16 protein-coding genes are annotated in these 13,699 nt (G+C 70.3%); 10 read left to right on the top strand and 6 right to left on the bottom strand.

The window, feature by feature from the left end; all coding sequences use genetic code 11:
• Nucleotides 1-122: 122 nt before the first annotated feature.
• Entirely contained in the window at nucleotides 123-1,256 is a 1,134-nt protein-coding gene (locus tag ACIRB4_RS03985) for a threonine synthase (RefSeq protein WP_403288262.1), read from the top strand.
• Here the strand turns inward: ACIRB4_RS03985 and ACIRB4_RS03980 are convergent.
• On the bottom strand, nucleotides 1,241-1,723 hold the full coding sequence (locus ACIRB4_RS03980; RefSeq protein WP_403288261.1) for a cupin domain-containing protein: 483 nt from the start codon (nucleotides 1,721-1,723) through the stop codon (nucleotides 1,241-1,243). The two genes, ACIRB4_RS03985 and ACIRB4_RS03980, sit on opposite strands and share 16 nt — an antisense overlap.
• Before the next feature lie 129 nt (nucleotides 1,724-1,852).
• Between ACIRB4_RS03980 and ACIRB4_RS03975 the strand changes: the two genes are divergently transcribed.
• The 3 genes from ACIRB4_RS03975 (at nucleotide 1,853) to ACIRB4_RS03965 (ending at nucleotide 3,252) form a co-directional block, all read left to right on the top strand.
• Nucleotides 1,853-2,278 carry a nuclear transport factor 2 family protein gene (locus tag ACIRB4_RS03975; RefSeq protein WP_403288260.1) on the top strand — a complete coding sequence of 142 codons (426 nt, stop codon included), beginning with the start codon at nucleotides 1,853-1,855 and terminating at the stop codon, nucleotides 2,276-2,278.
• Nucleotides 2,279-2,726: 448 nt separating this feature from the next.
• Nucleotides 2,727-2,996 carry a type II toxin-antitoxin system Phd/YefM family antitoxin gene (locus tag ACIRB4_RS03970; RefSeq protein ID WP_097874608.1) on the top strand — a complete coding sequence of 90 codons (270 nt, stop codon included), beginning with the start codon at nucleotides 2,727-2,729 and terminating at the stop codon, nucleotides 2,994-2,996.
• Nucleotides 2,989-3,252, top strand: a complete 264-nt coding sequence (locus tag ACIRB4_RS03965) for a type II toxin-antitoxin system RelE/ParE family toxin (RefSeq protein ID WP_403288259.1) — start codon at nucleotides 2,989-2,991, stop codon at nucleotides 3,250-3,252. Before ACIRB4_RS03970 ends, ACIRB4_RS03965 begins: the two co-directional genes overlap by 8 nt.
• Before the next feature lie 133 nt (nucleotides 3,253-3,385).
• Here ACIRB4_RS03965 and ychF read toward each other — a convergent pair whose 3' ends face one another.
• The gene (gene ychF, locus ACIRB4_RS03960) at nucleotides 3,386-4,474 is read right to left on the bottom strand and encodes a redox-regulated ATPase YchF (RefSeq protein WP_403288258.1); all 1,089 of its coding nucleotides are present in this window, start codon (nucleotides 4,472-4,474) and stop codon (nucleotides 3,386-3,388) included.
• A gap of 194 nt (nucleotides 4,475-4,668) precedes the next feature.
• Here ychF and ACIRB4_RS03955 point away from each other — a divergent pair, with 194 nt between their 5' ends.
• Nucleotides 4,669-5,301, top strand: coding sequence for a DUF6542 domain-containing protein (locus tag ACIRB4_RS03955; RefSeq protein WP_403288257.1), 633 nt, complete (start codon nucleotides 4,669-4,671; stop codon nucleotides 5,299-5,301).
• Between the two features lie 136 nt (nucleotides 5,302-5,437).
• On the opposite strand, the gene ppgK is transcribed toward ACIRB4_RS03955, so the two are convergent.
• Both ppgK and ACIRB4_RS03945 read right to left on the bottom strand, forming a co-directional pair.
• A complete protein-coding gene (gene ppgK / locus ACIRB4_RS03950; protein ID WP_403288256.1) occupies nucleotides 5,438-6,181 on the bottom strand; it encodes a polyphosphate--glucose phosphotransferase in 744 nt (247 codons plus the stop codon).
• 50 nt (nucleotides 6,182-6,231) lie between these two features.
• Nucleotides 6,232-7,236: a 4-hydroxy-3-methylbut-2-enyl diphosphate reductase gene (locus ACIRB4_RS03945; protein ID WP_403288255.1), complete on the bottom strand. Its 1,005-nt coding sequence runs from the start codon at nucleotides 7,234-7,236 to the stop codon at nucleotides 6,232-6,234.
• 148 nt (nucleotides 7,237-7,384) lie between these two features.
• Between ACIRB4_RS03945 and ACIRB4_RS03940 the strand changes: the two genes are divergently transcribed.
• From ACIRB4_RS03940 to ACIRB4_RS03925, 4 genes are all read left to right on the top strand, one after another.
• Entirely contained in the window at nucleotides 7,385-8,740 is a 1,356-nt protein-coding gene (locus tag ACIRB4_RS03940; RefSeq protein ID WP_403288253.1) for an APC family permease, read from the top strand.
• Nucleotides 8,741-8,923: 183 nt separating this feature from the next.
• A complete protein-coding gene (xseA, locus tag ACIRB4_RS03935; RefSeq protein ID WP_403288252.1) occupies nucleotides 8,924-10,309 on the top strand; it encodes an exodeoxyribonuclease VII large subunit in 1,386 nt (461 codons plus the stop codon).
• 34 nt (nucleotides 10,310-10,343) lie between these two features.
• Nucleotides 10,344-10,577, top strand: a complete 234-nt coding sequence (locus tag ACIRB4_RS03930; protein ID WP_403288251.1) for an exodeoxyribonuclease VII small subunit — start codon at nucleotides 10,344-10,346, stop codon at nucleotides 10,575-10,577.
• Nucleotides 10,578-10,704: 127 nt separating this feature from the next.
• On the top strand, nucleotides 10,705-11,295 hold the full coding sequence (locus tag ACIRB4_RS03925) for a malonic semialdehyde reductase (RefSeq protein ID WP_356885544.1): 591 nt from the start codon (nucleotides 10,705-10,707) through the stop codon (nucleotides 11,293-11,295).
• A gap of 87 nt (nucleotides 11,296-11,382) precedes the next feature.
• Here the strand turns inward: ACIRB4_RS03925 and ACIRB4_RS03920 are convergent, their stop codons facing one another.
• Nucleotides 11,383-11,916, bottom strand: a complete 534-nt coding sequence (locus ACIRB4_RS03920; RefSeq protein WP_403288250.1) for a DUF4245 domain-containing protein — start codon at nucleotides 11,914-11,916, stop codon at nucleotides 11,383-11,385.
• Between the two features lie 118 nt (nucleotides 11,917-12,034).
• Here ACIRB4_RS03920 and glpX point away from each other — a divergent pair, with 118 nt between their 5' ends.
• Nucleotides 12,035-13,066: a class II fructose-bisphosphatase gene (glpX, locus tag ACIRB4_RS03915; protein WP_403288249.1), complete on the top strand. Its 1,032-nt coding sequence runs from the start codon at nucleotides 12,035-12,037 to the stop codon at nucleotides 13,064-13,066.
• 134 nt (nucleotides 13,067-13,200) lie between these two features.
• Here glpX and ACIRB4_RS03910 read toward each other — a convergent pair whose 3' ends face one another.
• Complete coding sequence (locus tag ACIRB4_RS03910) at nucleotides 13,201-13,569, bottom strand: WhiB family transcriptional regulator (RefSeq protein ID WP_403288248.1); 369 nt, start codon at nucleotides 13,567-13,569, stop codon at nucleotides 13,201-13,203.
• Between the last annotated feature and the right edge of the window lie 130 nt (nucleotides 13,570-13,699).

Below are 13,699 nucleotides of genomic sequence, written 5' to 3'. Positions count from 1 at the left end.
AGGTGTCCTCACCGTTTCGAGCATCCGGCTGCCGAGCGAAAGATTGACGGATCCATAGGAATCACACAAGGCCTCCGGACGCCCTGTCACAGATACGCCATACGCCTGTCATCCTGGCGCTCATGACGGCCTACGTGTGCCCCCGATGCCAGGTCCACGCCCCCGCGGACGCCCTCACCTGGTGTTGTCCCCGGTGCCGCGGTCCCTGGGATCTCGAGTTCACGAGCGGGGCGGTGTCACGCGCGTCCCTCACGTCACGCGTGAATTCCCTGTGGCGTTACGAGGAAGCGCTGCCGCTGGCGACGCACGCACCCACCGTCACCCTCGGCGAGGGCCGCACACCGCTCGTACCGCTCACTGACACCGTTTCAGCCAAACTCGACTTCCTCATGCCGACGCTGTCCTTCAAGGACCGGGGCGCGGCCATGCTCGCCGAACTCGCCCTCCGCCTCCACCAGGCCGGCGGCCTCAGCCATGTGCTCGCCGACAGCAGCGGCAACGCGGGAACGGCGATCGCCGCGTACTGCGCGCGGGCGGGCCTCGACTGCACCGTGTACGTACCGGAGGGCACGTCCCCCAAGAAGCTGGAGCAGATCCGGGCGCACGGGGCACGCCTGACGGTGGTGGCGGGCGACCGCGAGACCACGGCGCGGGCGGCCCGCGCCGCCGCCGACGCACCCGGCGCGTTCTACGCCTCGCATGTCTACAACCCGCACTTCCTGCACGGCACGAAGACGTACGTGTACGAACTCTGGGAGGACCTGGGCGGCCGGCTGCCGGACACGCTCGTCGTCCCGGTCGGCAACGGCACCCTCCTCCTGGGCGCCGCCCTGGCGGTGGACGAGCTGTACGGCCACGGACTCGTCGACCGCCGCCCGGCGCTCGTCGCCGTACAGGCCGAGGCGGTCTCCCCGCTCGCGTCGGCCTTCCACGCGGGCGAGGACGAACTGCCCGCACCGGCGGCCGCACAGCCCACCCTCGCCGAGGGTATCGCCATCCCGGACCCGCCTCGCGCCCGCCAGATCCTGCGGGCGGTCCGCGCGTCGGGCGGCACCTTCCTGACTGTGACGGACGATCAGATCCGGGCCGCCCAGCGGGACCTGGCGCGCCGCGGACTCTTCGTCGAGCCGACGGGCGTGGCCTGCTGGGCGGCCGTGCGGGCGGCGCCGCAGCCGGGCCGGTGCGTCGTACCGCTGTGCGGGGCGGGGGCGAAGACGGGCCTCGCGGCGGGCGTCACCCCTCAGTCCGTCCAGTAGGTGTCGTGCTTGAGGAAGAACTCCGTCCGCTCCTCGTCCGACATCCGCGCGACCGTCCCCACCTTCTCGAAGTACTCCTCACGGGGCGCGCCCGGCGCGAAGAGGATCAGGAACGACGCGGGGGCGTCGGATTCGTTGTGGAAGGCGTGCAGCCCGCCGGTCGGCACGTACAGGAAGTCGCCCTTCTTCGCATCGACCCACCGGGCACCGTCGTAGAGGCGGACGGTCCCGTCGAGGATGAAGAAGCTCTCGGAGATCGTCTTGTGGAAGTGCGTACCGGGGCCGCCGGCCCTGGGCGTCATGTCGACGCGGTAGAGGCCGAACTCACCACCGGTGGAGGCGGTGGTGGCCAGATAGTGGGTCTGCGTGCCGTTGCCGACGGTGAGCTCCGCGGGGGCGTCGGCACGGCGGAAGGAGGCGCTGACCTCGCCTTTCTCACCGTGGTAGCGGGGCTCGGGATACGACATGGCTGCTCCGTTCGTCATTGCTGTGCCCTCAAGATCCCAGGATTGCCGGGCCGCCGCCCCACGGTCACGGCGGAGAGGTGGGAAAATGAGGGCGGAGGCACCACCCGGATCCGTACCAGGAGGTGGATCATGGGAGAGGCACGCGCGGTCATGGACCGCCTCACCGAAGCGATCACCACCGCGGACCTCGACACCCTCGCCGACCTCTTCGCCGAGGACGCCGTGGCGATCACCCCGGACGCGGGCGAGCTACGGGGCCGCGAGGCGATCGTCGAGTACTGGCGCACGATGACGGGCTCCATCCCGGAGGCGACGTACACGCCGGTGCACACGTACGAGATCGGCGACACGGCTATCGACGAGGGGGTCTTCAGCGGCCGCAACACGGGCCCGATCCCGCTCCCCACGGGCGAGACCCTGCCACCGACGGACAGAAACGTGACGATGCGCGGAGTCGACTTGGCTACGGTCAAGGACGGTCGCGTGGTGAGCTACCGGATCTACTTCGACCAGCTGGAACTGCTGGGGCAGCTGGACCTGCTTCCTGAGGGCTGAGGCCCGAGAGCTGAGGGCATTTTCAGGCCCTTCGGATGGACGCCCTTCTCCTCCCACCAGAGCATCGATCCGACCATCGACGCCCACAGCACCGCGGGCATCGACGAGTATCTTGCCGCCGCCCAGAAGAACTTCACCGGAATGCTCTTCACCTACGACACGGTGCTGACTCACCACGACGCCATCCACTTCTCATGGCAGGTCGGCCCCACGGTGGCACACCGGTCGTGAACGGCTCCGCACGCCGCGGCGGGGGAGCCTTTCCTGTCCTGAGTCCTTGGCAAGGCCGTCACTCCGTGATGGCTGTCGGGGACACCACCGGCGTCCAGCAAGATCCCTTTTCGACGATCGCATCCGGTACAGATTCAGCAGGGTTGCGGTGCGCCCAGCGCCTGGAGCGCGACAATGCCCCTTGTGTACACATGAGACACTCGGTACTCTTGGGCGCATGACGCAGCCGCTGCCCGTAGAGTCCATCCGCGACGTGCGCGCACACCTGGCCGAGGTCGTGGAGCGCGCGGACCGCGACGACGTACCCACGGTGATCACACGCCGGGGCAAGGAAGTCGCCGCCGTCGTCTCCATCGAGGTGCTGCGCAAGTACCAAGAGTGGGAAGAGCGCGAGATCAACCGGATCATCGACGAGCGCATGGCCAACCCCGCGCCCGGCATCCCGATCGAGGACATCATGAGGGAGACGCTGGCACGCGGTGAGTGAGTACCGAACCGTCTTCCGCCCCGAGGCACAGGCCGAGCTTCGGAAGATCCCTCGCGACATGGCACTGCGCATCCTGGCCAAACTGACCGAGTTGGAGACCGACCCCCTCGGCTTCAACACCACCGCACTCGTGTCCCGGCCTGAACGACGTCGTCTGCGCGTCGGCGACTATCGCGTCGTCTACACGATCGACAACGGGGAGCTGATGGTCTGGGTCGTTCACGTGGGGCACCGGTCCACTGTTTACGAGACCTGATTACCCCTGACCCCACGTCAGAATATCCAGCACCAATCGAGCACGGTGACGACGAAGGGGTCGGGCTCGACTGAGCCCAACCCCTTCTGACCTGCATGTTTACTACGTCAGCGAAGTGGTGGTATGTCACCCGCTACACGTTGAAGCGGAACTCCACCACGTCGCCGTCCTGCATCACGTACTCCTTGCCCTCCATGCGCGCCTTGCCCGCCGCGCGGGCCTCGGCGACCGAGCCCGTTTCGACGAGGTCCGCGAAGGAGATGACCTCCGCCTTGATGAAGCCCTTCTGGAAGTCCGTGTGGATCACGCCGGCCGCCTCGGGGGCCGTCGCGCCCTTCTTGATCGTCCAGGCGCGGGACTCCTTCGGGCCGGCCGTCAGGTAGGTCTGGAGGCCCAGGGTGTCGAAGCCGACGCGGGCCAGGGTCGCCAGGCCCGGCTCCTCGGCGCCGACGGACTGGAGGAGCTCCATGGCGTCCTCCTCGTCCAGCTCGGCGAGGTCCTGCTCCAGCTTGGCGTTGAGGAAGATCGCCTCGGCCGGGGCCACCAGCGCCCGCTGCTCGTCCTTGAAGGCGTCGTCGGTCAGCTCGTCCTCGTCGACGTTGAAGACGTAGAGGAACGGCTTGGTCGTCAGCAGGTGCAGGTCGTGCAGCAGCTCCGCCTTCTCCGAACCCTGGACGATGCCGTGCGAGAAGAGGGTGTCGCCCTTCTCCAGGATCTCCTTCGCCGCCTCGACCGCCGCCACCTTCGGAGCCACGTCCTTCTTGATCCGCGCCTCCTTGGCCAGGCGCGGCAGGACCTTCTCGATCGTCTGGAGGTCGGCGAGGATCAGCTCGGTGTTGATCGTCTCGATGTCGTCCTTCGGCGAGACCTTGCCGTCGACGTGCACGACGTTCTCGTCCTTGAAGGCGCGGATGACCTGGCAGATCGCGTCCGACTCACGGATGTTCGCCAGGAACTTGTTGCCCAGGCCCTCGCCCTCGCTCGCGCCGCGCACGATGCCGGCGATGTCGACGAAGTCGACCGTCGCGGGGAGGACGCGCTGCGAGTTGAAGATCTCGGCCAGCTTGGTGAGGCGGGCGTCCGGGACGCCGACGACACCGACGTTCGGCTCGATCGTGGCGAACGGGTAGTTGGCCGCCAGCACGTCGTTCTTGGTCAGGGCGTTGAACAGGGTCGACTTGCCGACATTCGGCAGACCGACGATTCCGATCGTGAGCGACACGTTGACGACTTCCCTAGCGGTGTGGAGGCGGTGTGGGCGGTACGGATGATGGGCCGATCCCCCAGTTTACGGGCGTGGCGAACCGGCCAGCGACGTACGTTCCCCGTCGACTCTCGGTCGAACTCCACCCCAAGGTCACCCAAAGGGCGTGTCCCGTGACGGTCACCCGCCCCTACCCGACCTACGTTGGTGGGGTGGAGCAGCACAGGACAAGTCAGCCTCAAGGGCGCCCGCGGCCGCAAACCCCCCTCGCGCCGCCCGGCGCCCTCGTCGAAGGCGCCGCCGTCTACCGCGTCGCCGCCCGTACGGGGCGACCCGGCCGAGGCCGGGTCGAGCGGGCCGGCGAGCCCGTACGCGGCAGGCCCGTGCCCCCGATCGTGCTCGCCCTGCGGCGGATGCCGAACCCCCGGCTGACCGGCCTCGGAGCCGGGCTCTTCGCCTCCGCCGCCATGCTGGTCCTCGGCTTCCTCGACCGGCTGCTCCTCGACGGGTCGCCGCTCGTCTACGGCCTGCTCTTCCTGCCGGTCAGCGCCCTGACCGCGCTCTGGGTCCGTACCGCCGACCTCGTCACCGCCCCCATCAGCGTGCCCATCGCCTTCGCCGTCGGCGTGATCCCCATCTCCGGCGGCTCGGGCGGCTTCGGCGGCCAGGCCATGGCCGTCGTCACCGCCCTCGCCGTCCACGCCGGGTGGCTGTACGGAGGCACGCTGGTCGCCGGGCTGATCAGCAGCGTCAGGAAGGTACGGGACATGGGGCGCCGGCAGCGCGTCGCCGCCGCCCGTGCCGCGGCCGCGGGCGCGCAGGGCGGGCGCCGCCCGGCGTCGTAGCCGGACCCGCCCGCCCGCTCGGTGGCGGCCGCCGATGCCTCAGCCGACTCCCGGGGCCGTAAACCCGCAAACCCGGGAGGCCGGGGAGCAGGGCGGGAAGCCCGGGAGCCCGGCAAGCGCGGCGCGCGGTCAGGTCCTAGCGGCCCGCCGCCGCCATCGCCGCGCCGACGATTCCCGCGTTGTTCTGCAGGCCCGCGGGGACGATCTCCGCCCTGATGCCCTCGATCAGCGGCAGGAACTTGTCCGCCTTGCGGCTCACTCCCCCGCCGATGATGAACAGCTCCGGCGAGAACAGCATCTCCACATGCTCCAGATACTTCTGGAGGCGCCGCGTCGCCCAGTGCTCCCAGCTGAGGTCCTCGTCCTCCTTCGCCTTCGTCGAGGCGCGCTTCTCCGCGTCGTGGCCCTTCAGCTCCAGGTGGCCCAGCTCCGTGTTCGGCACAAGCCGGCCGTCAACGAAGAGCGCCGAGCCGATGCCCGTACCCAGCGTCAGCAGGATCACCGTCCCCTTGCGGCCCTGGCCCGCGCCGAAGGTCATCTCCGCGACCCCGGCCGCGTCGGCGTCGTTCAGGACCGTCACCGGGAGGCCGCCCAGGCGTTCCCCGATCAGCTTGCCCGCGTCGATGCCGACCCATGCCTTGTCGACATTGGCGGCCGTACGGATCGTGGAGCCGGTCACGACTCCGGGAAAGGTCACGCCCACCGGGCCCGACCAGCCGAAGTTCTCCACCACCTCCGCGACGCAGCCCGCCACACCGTCGGGTGTGGCGGGCTGTGGGGTGAGTACTTTGTGGCGCGGCTCCACGAGAGCGCCTCGCTCCAGATCCACGGGAGCGCCTTTGATGCCCGAGCCGCCGATGTCCACTCCGAAGACGTTCATGGACCCAACGGTAGGGGGAATCGGCCGCCGGCGGTCACTCCCGCCGGCGGTCACTCCTCCAGGAGCGCGGCCGCCTCCGCCCGCAGGTCCTTGTTGCGCAGCTCCTTGGGGAGCGAGAACGTCAGGGACTCGTCGGCCGTCTTGACGATCTCCACGTCGGCGTAGCCGCGTTCGGAGAGCCAGGCCAGGACCTCCTCGACCAGCACGTCCGGTACCGAGGCGCCCGACGAGAGGCCGACCGTCGCGACGCCCTCCAGCCACGCCTCGTCGATCTCGCTCGCGAAGTCGACGAGGTACGCCGCCGGCACACCGGCCTGCTTGGCGACCTCGACCATGCGGATGGAGTTCGAGGAGTTCTTCGAGCCGACCACGATCACCAGCTCGGCCTGTCCGGCGAGCTCCTTGATGGCGGTCTGACGGTTCTGGGTGGCGTAGCAGATGTCGCTGGACGGCGGGGAGATCAGCTGCGGGAACTTGTCCTGCAGCGCGTCCACCGTCTCCATCGTCTCGTCGACCGAGAGGGTGGTCTGGGAGAGCCAGACCACCTTGGAGGGGTCGCGCACCTCGACCTTGGCGACGTCCTCCGGGCCGTCGACCAGCTGGATGTGGTCCGGGGCCTCGCCGGAGGTGCCGATGACCTCCTCGTGGCCCTCGTGGCCGATCAGCAGGATGTCGAAGTCGGCCTCGGCGTACCGGACGGCCTCCTTGTGCACCTTGGTGACCAGCGGGCAGGTCGCGTCGATCGTCGCGAGCCGGCCCTGCCGGGCCTCCTCGTGGACGGTCGGGGCCACGCCGTGCGCGGAGAACATCACGATGTTGCCCGGGGGGACCTCGGTCGCCTGGTCGACGAAGATCGCGCCCTTCCGCTCCAGGGTCTGTACGACGTACTTGTTGTGGACGATCTCGTGGCGTACGTAGATCGGCGACCCGTACTGCTCCAGGGCCTTCTCCACGGCGATCACGGCACGGTCGACGCCCGCGCAGTAGCCACGGGGAGCGGCGAGCAGGACACGCTTCGGGCGGTTGGTCGCGGGCGTAGCAGTCATGCGTCCCATCGTAAGGCCGCGCCATGAGGGCCCTGCTCGTGCCACTCGCCGAGCCACCCGTCAGGTCCCACTGATGCGGGGCCGCACGCGCGCGTGGATGGCCGTAAGGCCGCGTCGGTCAGGCGGATGATCGACTTCGTGGCCGAGACTTGCCCCCATGGCGCAGGAATCACAGCAGGAGCCGCAGGTCTCGGATCACACCGGGCTGCGGCGGACCCTCGGCTTCCGCGACCTCGTCGTCTACGGGTTGCTCTTCATCGCTCCCATGGCCCCCGTCGGCGTCTTCGGCACCCTCGACGCGAAGTCGCACGGCGCCGTCGCCCTCGTGTACGTCGTCGCCACCATCGCCATGGCGTTCACCGCGTACAGCTACGCCCAGATGGTCCGGGTCGCCCCCCAGGCGGGTTCCGTCTTCACCTACGCCCGTAAGGGCCTGGGCGAGGGGCCCGGGTTCATCGCCGGGTGGATGGCGATGCTCGACTACCTCCTGATCCCCGCCGTGGCCTACCTCTTCGCGGGGATCGCCATGGAAGCGCTGGTTCCGGAGGTCGACCGGTGGGTGTGGACCGGGATCGCGGTGGTGATCACGACCCTGCTGAACCTCTGGGGCGTCCGCGCGGCGGCGCGGGTCGGCTTCGCCGTGCTGGCGATGGAGATCGTGGTGCTGCTGGTCTTCGTCGTGTCGGCCGTGACCGTTCTGGTACGGGACGGGGCGCGGCGCGACTGGTGGTCGCCGTTCGTCGGTGACGTGTCGTTCTCGCTCGCCGCCGTGTTGGGCGCGGTGTCGGTGGCCGTGCTCTCCTACCTCGGTTTCGACGCGATCGCCTCCTTCGCGGAGGAGGTCACCGGCGGCTCGGCGAAGGTGGCGCGGGCGGTGCTGTTCTGTCTGGCGCTGGCCGGGGTGCTGTTCGTCGCCCAGACGTATCTGGTGGCGCTGCTGGAGCCGCTGTCGTCGGCGGAGCTGGCGGCCGATCCCGCGAAGCAGGGCTCGGCCTTCTACGACGCCGTGGAGTCGTCCGTCGGCGGCTGGCTGCACGACCTGGTCGCGGTCTCCAAGGCGATCGGGGCGGCGTTCGCGGCGCTGGCCGGCCAGGCCGCGGGCGGACGGCTGCTGTTCGCGATGGGCCGGGAGCGGCGGCTGCCGCACGCGCTCGCGCGGACGGACTCGGGCGTGCCGAGGGTGGCGCTGCTGGTCGCGGCGACCGTGACGATGGTGGCCGCGGTGTGGGCGGCGCGGCGGGACGACGGGCTCGACCATCTCGTGTCGGTGGTCGACATCGGGGCGCTGACGGCGTTCGTGCTGCTGCACGCGAGCGTGGTGGGGTGGTTCGCGGTACGGAGGAGGGAGGGGCCGCCGCAGTGGTGGCGGCACGTGGTGGCCCCGGTGGCCGGTGCGGCGATCCTGGTCGCGGTGATCGTGGAGGCGGCGACGTCGGCGCAGCTGGTCGGCGCGGTGTGGCTCGGGGTCGGCCTGGTGGTCCTCGCCGTACAGGGCACCTCACGGCGCACCTGACCCGGCGTCGGGGGGTGAGCGGTGAGCGGTGAGCGGTGAGCCAGGCTGGGCGGGTGCGGCCACCCTGTCGCGGCGAGCGGGGACCCGGGCCCGCCACCGCCATGGCGTGAAAGGGCTGTCCCCGAGCGCCGGTCCTGCCGTCGGGGCGGGTCGGGTGTCCGAGGCTGGGACTAGTCTCGGCGCATGGGTCTCAATACGTCCGCCGAAGCACCGATTCCCGTAGGGGAGGTCTCCCGGCTCATCGGGGGGTGGATCGACCGGCTCGGAGCCGTGTGGGTCGAGGGGCAGATCACGCAGCTGTCCCGGCGGCCCGGGGCCGGAGTCGTGTTCCTGACCCTCCGGGACCCCTCGTACGACATCTCCATCGGCGTCACCTGCTACCGCCAGGTCTTCGACGCCGTCGCCGACGTCGTCTCCGAGGGCGCCCGCGTCGTCGTGCACGCCAAGCCCGAGTGGTACGCGCCGCGTGGACAGCTCTCGCTGCGCGCCGTGGAGATCAAGCCGGTCGGCATCGGTGAGCTTCTGGCCCGTCTCGAACAGCTGAAGCGGAGCCTCGGCGCCGAGGGGCTGTTCGCGCTCGACCGCAAGAAGCCGCTGCCGTTCCTGCCCCAGCTCATCGGTCTCGTCTGCGGCCGCGCCTCCGCCGCCGAGCGGGACGTCCTGGAGAACGCGCGACGGCGCTGGCCGGCCGTCCGGTTCGAGGTGCGCAACGTCGCCGTGCAGGGCGTGAAGGCCGTGCCGCAGGTCCTCCAGGCCGTCAAGGAGCTCGACGCGCACGACGGCGTGGACGTGATCATCGTGGCCCGGGGCGGCGGCAGCGTGGAGGATCTGCTGCCGTTCTCGGACGAGCAGCTGATCCGCGCCGTCGCCGACTGCCGTACGCCGGTGGTCTCCGCGATCGGCCACGAACCGGACTCGCCGCTGCTCGACCTGGTCGCCGACCTGCGGGCCTCCACGCCGACGGACGCGGCCAAGAAGGTCGTACCGGACGTCGGGGAGGAGCTCGACCGGGTGCAGGGGCTGCGGGACCGGGCGCTGCGGACGGTGCGGGGGCTCCTGGAGCGCGAGGAGCGCGGGCTCGCGCACGCGCTGGCGCGGCCGGTCATGGAGCATCCGCAGCGGATGGTGGAGCTGCGGGAGGACGAGCTCGACGCGCTGCTCGCGCGCAGTCGGCGGACCCTCAGGCACCTCCTCGACCGGGCGGACTCCGAGCTCTCGCACACCCGCGCGCGCGTCCGGGCGCTTTCGCCGGCCGCCACGATGGAGCGAGGGTACGCCGTGCTCCAGCGGGCGGACGGGTCGGTCGTACGGAGCCCGGAGGAGGTCGCCGTGGACGAGGAGCTGCGGGCGCGCGTGGCCGCGGGCGAGTTCGCGGTGCGCCGCGTCGACGGGCCCGTGGCCGACGGCGCCCCGGGCGGCCTGTCCCGCGTCGGCGGAGCAGGAGGGTCCCAGGCCGACGGACCCCAGGCCCACGAGTCCCGCGTCGGCGGCCGGTCCGAGGCGGACGAGGCCCACAGCGCCCCGGCCGACAGGCCACCCGTCGACAGGACCCCCGTCGACGGATCTTGATCCATTGTCCGAACCCACACATAGGGTGGTGCGCATGGCAGGCACGGTGGAAGAGGCGGCGCTCGGCTACGAGCAGGCACGCGACGAGCTGATCGAGGTCGTCCGGCGGCTGGAGGCGGGTGGGACGACCCTGGAGGAGTCCCTGGCCCTCTGGGAGCGCGGCGAGGAGCTGGCGAAGGTGTGCCGGCGCTGGCTCGAAGGGGCGCGGGCGCGGCTCGACGCCTCACTGGCGGCGGAGCAGGAGGGGACGGCCGGCGAGGACGAGTGACCTGACTTCGCTAGGGTGGGCGATGTGAACCGGATCACTATCCGCATGAGTTAGTTGAAAATTAACCAATCACCGTCGTACGGTCGGGACATCGGTTGATCCCTTGCATGTCCGGAAGGTACGCAGCATGTCTCTCGCCCTTGACCCCGCCGCCCAGGACCTCCTCTTCCGTGAGGCCCGCACCGCCAACACCTTCACCGACGAGCCGGTGACCGACGAGCAGATCCAGGCGATATACGACCTGATGAAGTTCGGCCCGACCGCCTTCAACCAGTCGCCGCTGCGCGTCGTCCTGGTCCGCTCCCCCGAGGCCCGCGAGCGCCTGGTCAAGCACATGGCCGAGGGCAACCAGCCCAAGACCGCCACCGCACCGCTGGTCGCGATCCTGGCCGCCGACAACGAGTTCCACGAGGAGCTCCCGGCCCTGTTCCCGCACTTCCCGCAGGCCAAGGACGTCTTCTTCGCCGAGCGCCCGACCCGCGAAGGCTCCGCCGCCCTGAACGCCGCCCTCCAGGCCGCCTACTTCATCATCGGCGTCCGCGCCGCCGGCCTCGCCGCCGGCCCGATGACCGGCCTCGACTTCGCCGGCGTCCAGAAGGAGTTCCTCGACGACGACCACACGCCCCTCATGGTCGTCAACATCGGCAAGCCCGGCGACGACGCGTGGTTCCCGCGCTCCCCGCGCCTGGCCTACGACGAGGTCGTCACCACCGTCTGAGCCCACCTCGGCACAGGACGAGACAAAGGCCCCCGGCGCTTCCCGCGCCGGGGGCCTTTCCCTTTCCTCACGTACGTCGCCGCGCGTCTAGACCTTCTTGGACTGCAGCGCGGCTGCCATCTCCGCCAGCCGCTCGAACGAGGCCGTACCCGTCACCACTGTGGTCGCCTTGCCGTCCGTCCGCACCAGGGCGTCGTACTTCGGGCCCTCCCAGCGCTGCCAGACCTGGCCGGCCACCGTCTGCGTCTTCCCGGTGTTCGCGGCCTGCTGCGTGACGTCGGGGACGAACTCCTTCGGCTCCGCCGTCGACTGGTGCAGCGAGACGTACTGCGTGTCCGGGTCCAGGAAGCCGAGGTGCCAGGCATCGCCCTTCTCGCGCTTGTACGAGACGACCGTCGCCTTCCACTCCTTGTCCAGCCCCTCGGGGGCCAGCACCGGATACGGCGCCGCCCGCTGGGCCGTCAGGAGCTCGATCCGGTAGTCCTTCGCCTGGACCGGGTTCGCGTCCTCGTCGTGCGGGATGAAGAGATACATCACGCCCGCGGCGACCATGATCACCGCCAGGGACTGGAACATCCCGCGTACCGTCTGCCTGCCTCGCATACCTGCCACGCCCCCCATGGTCGCATCATGGTGCTGTGCTCATACGTGGGCCCCTCTGCTCAATTTGTCGACGTACCGATAGAGTCGCAGGACCCTCTTCATTTCCGGCCGTCGCCGTACAGAAAGGTGCGCTCCGATGACCGAGCATCATCTGCCGTCCGAACTCGAGGTCTCCCCCGAGGCCCCCGACCGCAACCTCGCCCTGGAGCTGGTGCGCGTCACCGAGGCCGCCGCCATGGCCGCCGGCCGCTGGGTCGGTCGCGGCGACAAGATCGGTGCCGACGGCGCGGCGGTCAACGCCATGCGGACCCTCGTCTCCACCGTCTCGATGAACGGCGTCGTCGTCATCGGCGAGGGCGAGAAGGACGAAGCACCCATGCTCTACAACGGCGAGCGGATCGGTGACGGCACCGGTGCCGAGGTGGACATCGCCGTCGACCCGATCGACGGCACCACCCTGAACGCCAAGGGCATGCCGAACGCCATCGCCGTCCTGGCCGCCGCCGACCGCGGCACCATGTTCGACCCGTCCGCGGTGTTCTACATGGACAAGCTGGTCACCGGCCCCGAGGCCGCCGACTTCGTCGACATCAACGCCCCCGTCTCGGTCAACATCCGCCGGGTCGCCAAGGCCAAGAACATGGCACCCGAGGACGTCACGGTCGTCATCCTGGACCGTCCCCGCCACGAGGGGATCGTCAAGGAGATCCGCGAGACCGGCGCCCGGATCAAGTTCATCTCGGACGGCGATGTGGCCGGCTCGATCATGGCCGTCCGCGAGGGCACGGGCGTCGACCTGCTGCTCGGCATCGGCGGGACGCCCGAGGGCATCATCTCGGCCTGCGCGATCAAGTGCCTGGGCGGTGTCATCCAGGGCAAGCTGTGGCCGAAGGACGACGCCGAGCGCCAGAAGGCCATCGACGCGGGTCACGACCTCGACCGCGTGCTGTCCACGAACGACCTCGTCAGCGGCGAGAACGTGTTCTTCGTGGCCACCGGCATCACGGACGGCGAGCTGCTGCGCGGCGTCCGCTACCGCTCGGAGACGGCCACCACGTCGTCGCTCGTCATGCGCTCGAAGTCCGGCACGATCCGGCAGATCGACTCGACCCACCGGCTCGCGAAGCTGCGCGCCTACAGCAAGATCGACTTCGACCGCGCGAAGTAGCGGCGGAGGCAGAGGTACGAAGAGGGGCGCCCCCATGTGCGGTGGGGGCGCCCCTTCTCGTACGACCGGCCGCTCCGGACGTCTCCGTTCCGCGCGGCCGGCCGTCGAAGCGTCGAACCTCGGAGCCCCGACCGTCAGCCGGCCGCGGCGATCCGGTCCGTCGCCGCCTTTCTGAGCTCCACCTCGCGCCTGCGGCGGCGGGCGAGCACGACGCGGCGCTCGGCCGCGGTCAGCCCGCCCCACACGCCGTACGGCTCCGGCTGGAGCAGCGCGTGCTCCCGGCACTCGACCATCACGGGGCAGCGGGCGCAGACCCGCTTGGCCGCCTCCTCACGGGAGAGCCGGGCGGCGGTCGGCTCCTTGGAAGGGGCGAAGAACAGCCCGGCCTCGTCCCGGCGGCACACCGCCTCCGTGTGCCAGGGGCCGCCCTCGTCCTCTCGTGCGGGGGCACGCTGGGGAGGGACGGCGGCGACCTGGACGGGCTGATGCGGCAGATGCAGCACGGTCTACTCCTGACGACGGCTTCGCGAGCGAGAGACGATGCAGCAGCCTTACCCGCTGTGCGTGCGCCTATGCACTGGGTGCCGTGGAGTTCCGGACTCCGGAACCTCAGGGGCGGATTCCGGTCACCGA

It is taken from the genome of Streptomyces sp. NPDC093600, assembly GCF_044764755.1.
Taxonomy (GTDB): Bacteria; Actinomycetota; Actinomycetes; order Streptomycetales; family Streptomycetaceae; genus Streptomyces.
The sequence above is the reverse complement of the archived record's forward strand: the minus strand, read 5'-3'. Positions and strand labels throughout refer to the sequence as shown.

Excerpts from the sequence above, each read along its gene's own strand:
- ACIRB4_RS03985 (WP_403288262.1), top strand. The coding sequence starts at position 123 with ATGACGGCCTACGTGTGCCCCCGATGCCAGGTCCACGCCCCCGCGGAC.
- ACIRB4_RS03980 (WP_403288261.1), bottom strand. The coding sequence starts at position 1,723 with ATGTCGTATCCCGAGCCCCGCTACCACGGTGAGAAAGGCGAGGTCAGC.
- ACIRB4_RS03975 (WP_403288260.1), top strand. The coding sequence starts at position 1,853 with ATGGGAGAGGCACGCGCGGTCATGGACCGCCTCACCGAAGCGATCACC.
- ACIRB4_RS03970 (WP_097874608.1), top strand. The coding sequence starts at position 2,727 with ATGACGCAGCCGCTGCCCGTAGAGTCCATCCGCGACGTGCGCGCACAC.
- ppgK (WP_403288256.1), bottom strand. The coding sequence starts at position 6,181 with ATGAACGTCTTCGGAGTGGACATCGGCGGCTCGGGCATCAAAGGCGCT.
- ACIRB4_RS03945 (WP_403288255.1), bottom strand. The coding sequence starts at position 7,236 with ATGGGACGCATGACTGCTACGCCCGCGACCAACCGCCCGAAGCGTGTC.
- ACIRB4_RS03940 (WP_403288253.1), top strand. The coding sequence starts at position 7,385 with ATGGCGCAGGAATCACAGCAGGAGCCGCAGGTCTCGGATCACACCGGG.
- xseA (WP_403288252.1), top strand. The coding sequence starts at position 8,924 with ATGGGTCTCAATACGTCCGCCGAAGCACCGATTCCCGTAGGGGAGGTC.
- ACIRB4_RS03930 (WP_403288251.1), top strand. The coding sequence starts at position 10,344 with ATGGCAGGCACGGTGGAAGAGGCGGCGCTCGGCTACGAGCAGGCACGC.
- ACIRB4_RS03925 (WP_356885544.1), top strand. The coding sequence starts at position 10,705 with ATGTCTCTCGCCCTTGACCCCGCCGCCCAGGACCTCCTCTTCCGTGAG.
- ACIRB4_RS03920 (WP_403288250.1), bottom strand. The coding sequence starts at position 11,916 with ATGGGGGGCGTGGCAGGTATGCGAGGCAGGCAGACGGTACGCGGGATG.
- glpX (WP_403288249.1), top strand. The coding sequence starts at position 12,035 with ATGACCGAGCATCATCTGCCGTCCGAACTCGAGGTCTCCCCCGAGGCC.